11 protein-coding genes are annotated in these 12730 nt (G+C 69.2%); 4 read left to right on the forward strand and 7 right to left on the reverse strand.

Going from position 1 to position 12730, the window contains the following annotated elements:
* The first annotated feature begins 269 nt into the window (after positions 1 to 269).
* Both G361_RS0130985 and G361_RS0130990 read left to right on the forward strand, forming a co-directional pair.
* Positions 270 to 515, forward strand: coding sequence for a hypothetical protein (locus tag G361_RS0130985; protein WP_026343717.1), 246 nt, complete (start codon positions 270 to 272; stop codon positions 513 to 515).
* Positions 516 to 589: 74 nt separating this feature from the next.
* Positions 590 to 1357, forward strand: a complete 768-nt coding sequence (locus G361_RS0130990; protein ID WP_019931026.1) for a deoxyribonuclease IV — start codon at positions 590 to 592, stop codon at positions 1355 to 1357.
* A gap of 52 nt (positions 1358 to 1409) precedes the next feature.
* Here G361_RS0130990 and G361_RS0130995 read toward each other — a convergent pair whose 3' ends face one another.
* The 6 genes from G361_RS0130995 to G361_RS0131020 are packed head-to-tail and all read right to left on the reverse strand — an operon-like array spanning position 1410 to position 9367.
* Entirely contained in the window at positions 1410 to 3359 is a 1950-nt protein-coding gene (locus G361_RS0130995; protein WP_019931027.1) for a hydantoinase B/oxoprolinase family protein, read from the reverse strand.
* Complete coding sequence (locus tag G361_RS0131000; RefSeq protein WP_019931028.1) at positions 3356 to 5548, reverse strand: hydantoinase/oxoprolinase family protein; 2193 nt, start codon at positions 5546 to 5548, stop codon at positions 3356 to 3358. The genes G361_RS0130995 and G361_RS0131000 overlap by 4 nt, the downstream gene beginning before the upstream one ends.
* Positions 5545 to 6360, reverse strand: a complete 816-nt coding sequence (locus G361_RS0131005; protein ID WP_036495615.1) for an ABC transporter permease — start codon at positions 6358 to 6360, stop codon at positions 5545 to 5547. The genes G361_RS0131000 and G361_RS0131005 overlap by 4 nt, the downstream gene beginning before the upstream one ends.
* Positions 6353 to 7258 carry an ABC transporter permease gene (locus G361_RS0131010; protein ID WP_155981869.1) on the reverse strand — a complete coding sequence of 302 codons (906 nt, stop codon included), beginning with the start codon at positions 7256 to 7258 and terminating at the stop codon, positions 6353 to 6355. Before G361_RS0131010 ends, G361_RS0131005 begins: the two co-directional genes overlap by 8 nt.
* Positions 7239 to 8285: an ABC transporter ATP-binding protein gene (locus G361_RS0131015; RefSeq protein ID WP_019931031.1), complete on the reverse strand. Its 1047-nt coding sequence runs from the start codon at positions 8283 to 8285 to the stop codon at positions 7239 to 7241. Before G361_RS0131015 ends, G361_RS0131010 begins: the two co-directional genes overlap by 20 nt.
* Positions 8282 to 9367 (reverse strand): PotD/PotF family extracellular solute-binding protein, encoded by a 1086-nt coding sequence (locus tag G361_RS0131020; RefSeq protein WP_019931032.1) that lies wholly within the window; start codon positions 9365 to 9367, stop codon positions 8282 to 8284. Before G361_RS0131020 ends, G361_RS0131015 begins: the two co-directional genes overlap by 4 nt.
* A 286-nt stretch (positions 9368 to 9653) precedes the next feature.
* On the opposite strand from G361_RS0131020, the gene G361_RS0131025 reads away from it, so the two are divergent.
* The gene (locus tag G361_RS0131025) at positions 9654 to 10613 is read left to right on the forward strand and encodes a TauD/TfdA family dioxygenase (protein WP_019931033.1); all 960 of its coding nucleotides are present in this window, start codon (positions 9654 to 9656) and stop codon (positions 10611 to 10613) included.
* Between the two features lie 119 nt (positions 10614 to 10732).
* On the opposite strand, the gene G361_RS0131030 is transcribed toward G361_RS0131025, so the two are convergent.
* Positions 10733 to 11926, reverse strand: a complete 1194-nt coding sequence (locus tag G361_RS0131030; RefSeq protein WP_019931034.1) for an amidohydrolase family protein — start codon at positions 11924 to 11926, stop codon at positions 10733 to 10735.
* Between the two features lie 197 nt (positions 11927 to 12123).
* On the opposite strand from G361_RS0131030, the gene G361_RS0131035 reads away from it, so the two are divergent.
* Positions 12124 to 12729 carry a TetR/AcrR family transcriptional regulator gene (locus G361_RS0131035; RefSeq protein WP_019931035.1) on the forward strand — a complete coding sequence of 202 codons (606 nt, stop codon included), beginning with the start codon at positions 12124 to 12126 and terminating at the stop codon, positions 12727 to 12729.
* Position 12730: the final 1 nt, after the last annotated feature.

Here is a 12730-nt window from a genome sequence, read left to right on the forward strand (position 1 = left end):
TACAACGCATCCGGTGTCGAGCGGGCGGTGGTCACCGTCGGCCGAGGCCGGAACCATCCGCCGCCGCCCGGAACGGGACTCCGACGAACCTTGGTACAAGCTGAAGACCGGCTGAGAACCGAGCGCACCGCAGCACTCTGGAATTCGCGCCGTTTTCGCATGTAGGACAGGGTTTTCCGGTGAACGGACCGGACCCGGCCGCCGATTACGCTCGGATCCGGTCGTATTCACGACCGACGTCCCCACCCCGCACAGGAAGTGTGAACATCATGCGGATCTCCAAGCTCCGGCTGGCCGTCGCCGGCGTCTGCGGTGCCCTGCTCTTCACCGGTATCGGCGCCGGTACCGCGGTCGCCCTGCAGCCGCACATGACCGCCGCCCGGGACGACCTGCAGGCGGCGCACGGCGAACTCGACGCGGCGATCCCCGACAAGGGCGGCCATCGCGTCAACGCCATGAACCTGATCGACCAGGCCATCGCCGAGGTGAACCTCGGTATCCAGGCCGGTTCCTGATTCCGGCCCCCGCTCCGGCCACCACCGGAGCGGGGGTGCCCCGGTTGTCGGTGGCACCCGTTACGCTCCACGGCATGATTGGTGCCCACGTACGGGAAGACAGTGATCCGATAGGTCTCGCTGAACAGCTCGGAGCCGAGGTCATCCAGCTTTTCGTGGTCGATCCGCAGAGCTGGGACAAACCCCGGCCGCACCCACGCGCCGAGGAGATCAAGGCCAGCCCCATCGAGGTGGTGGTCCACTCCTCGTATCAGATCAATGTGGCGAGTACGAACAACCGGCTGCGCATGCCCTCGCGCAGCGCGGTGGCGCAGCAGGCGCAGGCCGCAGCCGAACTCGGCGCCTTCGGCCTGGTCGTGCACGGCGGCCACGTCCGTTCCGATGCCGAGATCGAGGCCGGAATCGTCAACTGGCGCAAGCTGTTCGAACGCCAGGCGGAGAAGGGCGGGTTCGCCGTCCCGATCATCGTCGAGAACACCGCCGGCGGAAATCACGCCATGGCACGGCATTTCGACTCCATCGCGCGGCTGTGGGAGGCCATCGGCGAGTTCGGCGCCGGCTTCTGCCTGGACACCTGCCACGCGTGGGCCGGCGGCGAGGAGCTGGTCGGCGTGGTCGACCGGATCAAGGGCATCACCGGCCGCATCGACCTGGTGCACCTGAACTCCTCCCGCGACGAGTTCAATTCCGGCGCGGACCGGCACGCCAACTTCTCCGAGGGCACCATCGATCCGCAGCTGCTGGCGGAGGTGTGCCGCACCGCCGGCGCACCCGTCGTCCTGGAGACGCCGAGCGAGGGGATGGCCGAGGATCTCGCCTACCTGCGCGAGCATCTCGGCTGAGGCAGGCGCCGCATCGGTGCGGACAGGCTCCGCGCGCACCGCGGCCGGTCCGTCAGGCCACGACCGCGCCGATCGCGGCGCGTAACACCTCCCGGGCCCGAGCGAGTTCCGGCTCGCCGGCCGGGCTGCGCGGAAAGCCTTGCGGCAGTTCGGTCAGCACCGCGCCGACGATCTCGGCGCGCCGGCGATACCGCTCCCGGGCCGGCAGGGTGAACAACGCGCTCACCAATGCGTCGGCACTGTCGAGATCGAATACCGATTCCCAGGCCACCCGCTCCGGCCCGAACCCGAATCCGGTACGCGCCGAACCTGTTCGAGCACGAGCGGTGGCCTCGGCATTTACCCGGTCACCGTCGAGCACCACGCCGTACGCGGCACTCGCGGCCGCGGCCGAGACCACCCCGCGCCGCACATCGCGCAGCACCGCCGCCGGGTCGCGGTCGAACGGATCGCCGTAACCACCGGCCCCCGAGGTGCACAGCGTGACGACGTCGCCGCGACGCAGCGGCAGCACATCCACCTTGGCCACCGCGACACCGTTGACCAGCAGCCGCGCCGGAGCCCCGGGACCGCCGCCGTGCACACCCCAGGGCCGGAAGCACTGCCGCTCCAGACCCCGCGCCAGCAGCCGCGCGCCGTCGTCGAGCACCCGGAAGCTCAGTTCCAGCCCGCAACCGCCGCGCCAGCGCCCGGCGCCGCCGGAATCCGGGATGAGGCCGTACCGCAGGATCTCCACGCCGATCTCGGTCTCGACGGTTTCCACCGGATTGTTGGACAGATTGGAGATGCCGCTGTCCCGGCCGTCCACCCCGTCGGCGCCGAATCGGGCGCCGGTGCCGCCGACCATCGGTTCCAGCACCTGCACGTTGTCCTGTTCGGCGACCACCACCGGCACCACCAGGCCGCTGGACGCCGCCGGCAGCACATCCGGCGCCGCGAGCCCGAGCGCCCCGCCGAGGGCGTCGTTGACCCGCGAGGCCGTGGCATGCCGCACCCCGACCGCGGCGGGCCGCACGGCGTTGACCACGCTGCCCTCCGGCGCGTGCACGCTGATCGGCCGCACCAGGCCCGCGTTCAGGTCGATGGCCGGATCGAGGGTGCAGATCAGGGCGAGTACCCGGGTGGTGATCCACGCGTGCGGGCGACCGAGACTGGCGATATTGAACGCCGCCGCGACCTGCGGATCGGTACCGGTGAAGTCCAGGTGCAGACGTCCCGCGGTGAGGGTCGCGGTGACCGAGATCCGGACCGGGATCGGCGACACCGCGTCGTCGTCGAGATAGTCGACGAACCGGAACTGCCCGTCGGCCAGCGTCGCCAGCGCGGCACGGGCCTTCGCCGCCGTGTACTCGACCACATCGACCTGCGCGGCGAGCACATCGCCGACGCCGTGCCGCGCGACGATCGCGCCCAGTCCGGCCCGCCCGGTGCGCAACGCCGCGAGCATGGCCTGCAGATCGCCCCGATTGGCCTCGGGCGTACGGGTATTCGCCGCCAGCAGTCGCTCCACGCTGACGTCCGGCACCCCCGCTCGCACGAGCTTCACCGGCGGGATCTGCAGTCCCTCCTGGAAGATCTCGTCGTTGGTCGGTGAGAGGCTGCTCGGCACCCGCCCGCCGATATCGGAGCAGTGGATGAACGCCCAGCCGTATCCGATCAGCGCACCGTCGTGGAAATACGGCTCGATGAGCTGGATGTCGGTGAGGTGCGTGGCCAGCCCGCCGGAGGTGAACGGATCGTTGGTGATGATCACGTCCCCCGGTTCCAGCGGCCCGACGGCCGCGGCGGCCGTGGCGACGTCGAGCCCGACGAACCCGGACACCCCGATCCCGCGCGGATAGGCGAAGAATCCGCCGTCGGGAGCGGCCAGCGCACAACAGAAGTCGGCGGTCTCCTTGACGTAGAGCGAGCGGCTGGTGCGCTGCAGGGTCAGGCACATCTCCTCGGCCAGCGCCGAGAACTTGTTGCCCACGATCTCCAGGGTGACCGGATCGAGTTTCATCGCCGCACCCGCAGATTGCCGAATGCGTCCACGGTCACCGTCCAGCCTCCCGGCACGACCACGGTGGTGTCCTCCTGTTCCACGATGGCGGGCCCGTCGAACCGATCCCCGGTTCCCAGACCCGCTCGCTGCACGACCCGCGCCGTCACCCATTCGCCGCCGAGGAACACCGGCCGCGTCGCGGTTCCCCACGGCACCTCCGAGCCGGAACGCCCATCCCCCAGCCGGGATGTCTCCACCGTCCGGTCCGCGCGCTGCCCGCTCACCCGATCGACCTCCGGCGCGATATCCGTCGTCTCCGCCGACCCGATCGCGGCCGTCTCGGCCGGGAGGGTTCCGACGGCCTCCGCCGCCTCGGCTGCCACATCATCACGCGGCGACCGCCCCGCCAGCGGTCCCACCACGGTCAACCGCGCCGTCCCCAGGCGGATCGCCGCGTCCGGATCCCGGAACCCGTACAGCCGTTCATGTTCCGTGTGCAGCGCCTCGGCGACGGCCGCCACGGTCAATTCGCCCAGTGGCACCCGCAATTCGAAGGCCTGCCCGTGATAGCTCAGATCCGCCGCGGCCGTCAGCCGCGGCTCGCCGGTCGAAACTCCTTGTTCCGTAAGCCAATTCCGGGCCTGCTGCGCCAGATCGGCGACGATCTCCCGCAACCGGGCGAGGCCGTCCTCGTCCAGCGGCCGCCGCAGGCTGCGCGCGAAGTCGCGGCGCAGATCGGCCGTCGCCGCACCCAGTGCGCAGAAGGTCGCGGCGGCCGGCGGCACCACGATCTCGGTGATCCCGACCTCCTCGGCCAGGGCCGCGGCATGCGTCGGCCCGGCCCCGCCGAACGGCACCAGCGTGAATTCGGCCGGATCGAAACCGCGCTGTACCAAGACTTTCTGGAGTTCCACGGCCATCCCCGCGGTGGCGATCCGCAAGGCGGCAGCGGCGGTCGCGAGTCCGTCGAGCCCGAGACCGGCACCCACCGCACCCAGGGCCCGATCGGCGGCCGCGGCGTCCAGCGTCATGCGACCACCGAGAAAGCCGGTGGGAGAGAGCATTCCGGTGCGCAGGTAGCAGTCGGTGACGGTCGGCCGGGTGCCGCCGCGCCCGTACGCGGCCGGTCCCGGATCCGCACCCGCGCTCTCCGGCCCGACCTTCAGCAATCCCTGATCATCGACGCGCACAACCGATCCGCCGCCCGCGCCGATGGCGTCCACCGCCACCACCGGCAGCACCAGCGGCAATCCGCCGATCGTGGTGCCGGTGGTGATCTCCGGGACACCGGCCACCGCGACGGAGATATCGCTACTGGTACCGCCCATATCGAAGGTGACCAGCCGATCGATTCCGGCCTCGGCGGCGAGCGCGGCGGCGGCGGTCACCCCGGACGCGGGCCCGGACAGCACCGTCTCCAGGGGCCGATCACCGGCGGCCCGCAGGCTCAGCGCACCCCCGTTGGATCCGGTGATCGTCACCGGCGCCGTGATCCCGAGTTCGGCCAGCCGCTGCTCGAGCCGCGCGAAATAGTCGTGCATCAACGGCTGGATGTAGGCGTTGAGGCAGGTGACCAGCGTGCGTTCGTATTCGCGCACCTCCGGCCACACCGTCGCCGAGGCCGCGACCTCGATACCGGGCAGCAAGGCCGCCAGCCGCGCCGCGACCCCGGCCTCGAACGCCGGATCGGTATGCGCGTGCAGCACCACGACGGCCACCGCGTCGGCGTCGATACCGGCTGCGGCCGTGGCCAATTCGGCGTCCGTGGGAATCCGGGACGGGCTGCCGTCGGGCCGCAGCCGAGCCGGCAGTTCCACCACCGATTCCCGCGGCACCAACGGCTCCTCCTTGGCCGCGTGCAGGTCGAACGACGACGGCATCCGGCTGCGCCCGATCTCCAGGATGTCCCGGTACCCCTCGGTCACCACCAGGGCCAGCCGCGCCCCGCGACGCTGGATGATCGTGTTGAGCCCGATCGTCGTCCCGTGCGCCACGGCCGCGAATTCGCTCGGCGCGATCCCGGCCTGTGCGGCGATCGCGGCCAGCCCGCGCGCCACGGCGACGGTCGGATCCGCCGGGGTACTGGGCTCCTTGTGGTGCAGCACCCGGCTCTCCCCGGGCAGCACCAGCACGAAATCGGTGAACGTCCCCCCGACATCGATACCCGCACGCGCGCCGTTCGAGACGATCGGTGATCGAGAGGTCACAACAACTCCGACAGACGTACGAACCGTTCCAGCACCAGCATCACGACGACGCTGACGAGCAACAGCAGGGTGGACACCGCCGCGACCGACGGATCCAGTTCGAACTGGACCGCGGAGTAGATCCGCAACGGCACGGTGGTGGTATTGGCGCCCGCGACCAGGGCGGTGATCGCCACCTCCCCCAGCGAGGTCACCGCGGCGAAGACGGCCCCGGCGATGATGCCCGGCCGCAGCAGCGGCAGCGTCACGGTCCGGAACACCCGGGCCCGCCCCGCACCCAGGCTCGCCGCGGCCCGCTCCAGCGTCGGATCCAGCCCGGCCGCGCTGACCAGCGTCGCCCGCACCACATACGGCAGCGCGATCAGCGAATGCGCCAGCCACAGACCGGTGATCGTATTGGTCAGGTGCAGGCCCTGCAGGTAGTACAGCAGCCCGAGCGCGACGATGATCTCCGGAACCAGCAACGGGCTCAACGCGATACCGGACAGCACCCCGCGCCCGGGAAATGTGCCGCGCGCCAGCCCGTAGGCGGCGGCGGTCCCCAGCACCACGGTGGTCAGCACCACCGATACCAGCAGCAATCCGGACAGCTGGAACGACACCAGCCAATCCCGCGACGACAGCACCGACGAGTACCACCGCAGCGAGAAGCCCGACGGCGGGAACGCCACCGAATCCGCGGCGTTGAACGAGGCCACCACCAGCACCACCAACGGCGCCAGCAGGAAGACGAACACCAGCGCGACCGCGATCCGGCCGCACCACACCCCGATCCGGCCCACGACGGACGCGGCCGGCCACCGGCTAGCCATGCAACCTCCGCGCCCACAGCCGCAACCCGCCACCGAACAGCGCGGTGCAGATCCCGGTCAGGACCAGCAGCACGAAACTCAGCGCCGCCGCCATCGGATAGTCGTACACACTCGACACCTGGTCGTAGATCCGGATCCCGGCCAGCGCCTGATTGGTCCCGCCGATCAGCCGCGGCGTGATGTAGATGCCCATCGACAGCGCGAACACGATCAGCACCCCGGCCGCGATACCCGGCAGGCTCAACGGCACGGTGACCCGCCAGAACGTGCGGACCGGACCGGCGCCGAGCGACAGCGACGCCCGGGTCAGATTCGGTTCGATACCGCGCAGCGCGGTGGTGAGCGGGATGATCGCGAACGGCAACAGCACATGGGTCACCGAGATCACCACCGCGAGCGTGCTGCCGAGCAGATGCGCCGGCTGCGACCGCAGCCCCGACCCGACCAGGATCCGATTCACCAGCCCGTTGCCGGACAACAGGATCGACCAGCCGTAGCTGCGCACCACCACACTGGTCAGCAACGGTGACACCACCACCAGCAACAGCAGCGTCCGCAGCACACCCGGCCGCCGATGCGCCAGCACGTAGGCGGCGGGATAGCCGAGCACCAGGCACAACGCCGTCACCACCAGCGCGACCAGCACGCTGTGCACCAGCGCCTGCGAGAAGAAGGACTCGGCGAACACCCGCCGGTACTGCCCGGCGGTGAAACCCGGTTCGGCCTGCCCGTATTCGTCCACGGGCCGGAAGCTCATGATCAGCATCCGGATCATCGGCAGCACGAGCATGAGCAGCAGGAAGATCAGCAGCGGCAGTACCAGCCCGGCGCCGCGCCACCGGCTCGGGGCCCAGGCCGGGCGCGCGTCCGTCACCGCATCACCCGAGGACGATGACATCGTCGTCCTCCCAGCTCACCGTCACCGAACTGCCCACTGCCGGAGCATGTTCCGCGCGTACCGACAGCGACAGCCCACCGGCCAGTTCGAGTTCGAGTTGCCAGCCGTCGCCGAGAAAGGATCGCAGCCGCACGATCGCGGCCGGCCACGGCCCGGTCGCCGCGCCGAGCCGCACTCGTTCGGGCCGCACGGCGACGGTCACCGGACCGATCCGATCCCGCTGCCAGGGAATACGTACCGCGCCGACGGTCAGCACCCCGTCGGCGGCGTGGCCGTCGAGCACATTCGCCGCACCCAGGAATTCGGCCACGAACCGGGTCGCCGGCCGCCGGTACACCGTCTCCGGGGTGCCGACCTGTTCCACCCGGCCCGCGTTCATCACCGCGATCCGGTCGGACAGCGACAGCGCCTCCTCCTGGTCGTGGGTCACGAACACCATCGTGATGCCCAGCCGCTGCTGCAATGCCCGCAGTTCGACCCGCATCTCCCGGCGCAGTTTCGCGTCCAGATTGGACAGCGGCTCGTCGAGCAGGACCAGTTCCGGCCGGATCGCCAGCGCCCGCGCGACCGCCACCCGCTGCTGCTGCCCGCCGGACAGCTGCCGCGGCCGGCGATTCGCGTACCCGGCGAGGTCGACCAGCTTCAGGGCCTCCTCGACCCGTTGCGCGCGTTCGGCTTTCGCAATCCGGCGGGCCTTCAGCCCGTAGGCGATGTTGTCGGCGACGCTGAGATGCGGGAACAGCGCGTAGTTCTGGAACACCAGCCCGAGCCCGCGCCGATGCGGCGGCACCTCGGTCAGATCCGCACCCGCCAGCCGGATCGTGCCGGAATCCGGCCGGACGAAGCCGGCCAGGGTGTTGAGCAGTGTGGTCTTACCGCAACCGCTGGGCCCGAGGACGGACAGGAACTCACCGCGGGCCACGGTCAGCCGGTCCACATCCAGCACGCCGTGCCCGTCGTATCCGGCCGTCAGGCCGGCGATCTCGAGATGATCGCCGGCCTGCGGTGCTTCGTGGTGCTCGCTCACCCGAAGATCTGGTTCCATCGCTGCTGCCAGCGGTTCAGGTTCGGCGTCGCGGTGTTGTAGTCGACCCAGGTGAAGGTCTTGTACACGTCTTCGCCGTGCTTGATCTTGGCCTCGAAGTCGGGGCTGTAGGCGATCGTGTTGTTGCCCGCGCCGTAGAAGGTGGCCTCCGCGAACGGCTTCTGATGCGCCGCGGCGGTCAGGTAGTTCAGGAACTTGTACACCTGATCGCTGTGCGTGGTCCCGGCCGGGACGTAGTACGAGGTCAGCGCGCCGACGGCGCCCGAGGTCGGATAGGTGAACCCGATCGGCTGCCCGGCCTTCGACATGGCCAGCGCGCGGCCGTCCCAGTACGGCACCAGCCAGGCGTCGCCGTTCTGTACGGCGGTGGCGACGCTGCCGGCGTCGGCCGGGAAGGAGGACACGCAGCCCTTCAGCTTCGCCAGCTCGGTGAATGCCCGGTCGACGGCGGCCGGATCGGCCAGCGTCCCGCCCTCGCTGTGCACCAGCGCGGAGAAGAACTGCATCCCGGCGTTGTAGGTGAGCGGCGCCAGCGCGATATGCCCGCAGTAGGCCGGATCGAAGACGGCCTTCCAGTCCGCGGGCGCGGTGGTGATCTTGTCGGTGCGGTACAGCCAGCCCAGGGATCCGGTGGTCAGCGGGGCGCCGTACACCTTACCGTCGACCACGGACTGCTGAACCAGTGTGTCGGACAACTGATTCCACGTCTGGATCTTGCCGGTGTCCAGCGGCTGCAGCAGATTGCCGCCGACGGCCGCGCGGACCGATTCCGAGGTGAAGGCGACGAGGTCGAACGGCGGATTCTTCCCGCCCGCGGCCCGCAGCTTGGTCAGCCAGTCCGCGTCCGCGCCGAGCACCAGGTTGACCTTGATGCCGGTGTCCTTCTCGAACGGTTCGACGAAGGCGGACTTGAAGGCCTCGCTCCAGGCGCCGGCGAACGCGGTCACCGTGATGGACCCACCGGAATCGCCACTACCGCCGGTACTGCCGGTATTCACCGAGCAGGCCGCGGCGAACAGAGCTGTCGTCGCGGCCAGAATCGCGCCTACGCGCTTGAACATCATGCGTCGTCCTCAGGCCGAAAGAGATCCGGGCGGGCCGGACCCGTGGTTGCCGCTGACGAAAATAACACCGATCGGTCTGATCGAAATTCGCCGCGTCACCCCTTGGACTATCAGACGGCCACCGGGCCACGCGCGGCGAGGCGGATTTCCGCTGGTGAGGGCCGTGCGGACCGATTCCGGCCGTTCTCCTGCCGGGTTTTCGATCCGGCTGACGGTAATCCTGGCCCGCGGCCGCCACCCGATGGTGTGCTCGACGGCAGCATCACCCGTCGAGGAAAGGACGCCCATGTCCGTCGAATCCGCAACCGAACCGTTCGCCGTCGTCAAACTCGGCCGGCACATCGGCGCTCGTATCGAGGGAGTACGGCTCGGGGGCGATCTGGCGCCGGAGACGGTCGAGCGCATCCGCGCCGCGCTCAACGAGCACAAGGTGATCTTCTTCCGCGGTCAGCAGCACCTCACCGAGGACGGCCAGTACGAGTTCGCCGAACTGCTCGGCACCCCCACGACGCCGCACCCCACGGTGAAGTCACACGGCGTGAAGACCCTGGCGATCGACTCGCACCACGGCCGCGCCAACAGCTGGCACGCCGACGTCACCTTCGTGGACCGTCCGCCGAAGGCCTCGATCCTGCGGGCGGTGGAACTGCCCAGCTACGGCGGCTCGACCACCTGGGCCTCGACCGTGGCCGCCTACGAGGCCCTGCCGGAACCGCTGAAGCGGCTGGCGGAATCGCTGCGCGCCCGGCACACCAACCAGTACGACTACGCGGCCCGGCACGCGGTCGAACAGCGGCTGCAGGCCGTCTCGGACGAGGTGGCCGAGAACGTGAAGGCTTACCGGGACGAGTTCGTCTCCACCAACTACGAGACCGAACATCCCGTGGTCCGGGTGCATCCGGAGACCGGTGAGCGCGCCCTGCTGCTCGGACATTTCGTGGCCGATTTCGTCGGGCTGTCCAGTAACGAATCCCAGACCCTGTACAAGCTGTTCCAGGACCGGGTGATCCGCCTCGAGCACACCACCCGCTGGAACTGGGAACCGGGCGATGTCGCCATCTGGGACAACCGCTCCACCCAGCACTACGCCATCGACGACTACGACGCGAGCGAGCACCGCAAGCTGACCCGGATCACGCTGGCCGGCGATATCCCGGTCGGCATCGACGGGGTGCCCAGCAGGATTCTCGCCGGCGACGCGACCGACTACTCGATCGTCGAGGAAGCCGGTTCCGCGGCGGCCTGAGCGCCGTCGCGACCACCGACCGCGGGCCGTCTCGCGGCAGTGGCGGGGAACCCGGGAGACGGCGCCGATACCCGTCCTCTTCTTCGGCCTGTCCCGGGTTCCCCGCCGGTCCGCGCCGGTCAGGCGGCGGCCGTCTGCCCGATCTTGAACAGCTGCAACATATTTCCGCCCATGATCTTGGCCTGGTCCTCGTCGGACAGCCCGGCCAGTTCGTCGACGAAGCTGATCGGATCGCCCATACCCTCCGGATGCGGCCAGTCCGAACCGAATACGACCCGATCGGTGCCCATCTGCTTCGCGATGTCGACGAAGTTGTCCTCCCAGAACGGCGTGATGTAGGTGCAGCGCTTGAAGGCGTCGACCGGATGCTCGGAGAACTCCTGCGGCATCTTCTTGTAGACGCTCTCGAACCCGTGGATCAGGTTCGGCACCCAGTCCGCGCCGTTCTCGATGGACAGCACCCGCAGATCGGGATTACGGGAGAACGCGCCGTGGCAGACCATCGCGGACAACGTGTCCTCGATCGGCCGATGCCCGATGGCCATCATCCGGAACGCGCTGGGCCGGAACGGCAGATATTCGGTGCCGCCCTCCCAGGGCTTGAGCTGTTCGGCGTATCCACTGTCCGAGGCGTGCATCGAGACCGGGATACCCGCGTCCACGCAGGCCTGCCAGAACGGATCGAATTCCGGCAGTCCGGGTGACCGGCTGCCGCGATACCCGGGCACCGGCGCCGGCCGCACCAGCACCGTGCGCGCACCGCGTGCCAGGCACCACTCGAGTTCCTCGAGCGCGCGATCCACGATCGGCAGCGTGATCACCGGAGTGGCGAAGATCCGGTTCTCGTAGTTGAAGGTCCACGTCTCGTGCATCCACCGGTTGAGCGCGTGGATCACGTCGTGGACGAGGTCCGGATCGTCCTTCATCCGTTCCTCGATCAGGCTGGCCAGCGTCGGGAACATCAGCGCATGGTCGAGCCCGAGTTCGTTCATCACCTCGAGCCGCGCACCGGGCTCCCGGAAGGCGGCGATCGACTTCATCGGCTCGCCCATCACCTCGCGGAAACTCTTGCCGCCGCTGCCGTTTCGGAAGTACTCCTCCTGCGCGCCGGGCCGGGCCACGACCTCGAAGGTCGGATTGGGAATGTATTCGCTGATCTGCCCGCGCACCACGATCTTGGTGCGGTTGCGCACCTGCACGTAGTCGATGACGTGCTTGCGGTTGTCGGGCAGGAACTTGGTCAGCGCCTCCTGTGTCTCGTACATGTGGTTGTCGGCGTCGAACACCGGGAACGGGAGCTGGCGGGACGGCATGGTCGACCTCCGGGAAATGCCGATATCGATTCTCACGGCGGGGCAGACGGGGCGCCGCGGTCACATCCGCTCGCTCACTATCTACCGACCGTCGGTAGATAACATAGAATGGCCGTGCGCGACCTGTCAACGCCGCACCGGATCCCCTGATCACGGCTGCCCTAGGATCGGCCGCGACACGAGAACGGAGAACAGACGTGGCCGATCAGCGAAGCCGCAACCGGCTCCCCGCGCAATCGCGCCGGGCACAGATCATGCAGGTGGCAACCGATCTGTTCGCCGTCGGCGCGTACGAGGACACCTCGATGGAGGCCATCGCGGAGAAGGTCGGCATCCGCAAGGCCTCGCTGTACTACTACTTCACCAGCAAGGACGACCTGCTGGCCCAGATGCACAGCGAGCGGGTCGAATCCATCGTCACCGCCCACCGCGACCTGGTGACCGCCGGCGCACTGGACCCCCCGGCCCTACTCCTCACGATGATGACCGACCTGGTCTCCCTGGTCGCCAACCACCCCCGCCACCTACGCCTGTTCTTCGAACGCGTCCGCGAACTCCCGGAGGAGGGCCGCGAACGAATCTCCGAGCAGAGCAACCAATACCGCCGCATGCTCGCCGAGGTCCTCGACCGCGGCGTCGCCGACGGCGCCTTCGCGATCACCGACACCAACCTCACCGCGCTGGCCATCCTCGGCATGTGCGATTCCGTCTACTACTGGTACCGCCCCGGCGGCCCCCGCACCGCCGAGGAGATCGCGCAATACTTCTACGACACCGTCGTCCAGGGCCTCGCAACCCCCTGAC

This window comes from Nocardia sp. BMG111209, from assembly GCF_000381925.1.
Classification (GTDB): domain Bacteria; phylum Actinomycetota; class Actinomycetes; order Mycobacteriales; family Mycobacteriaceae; genus Nocardia.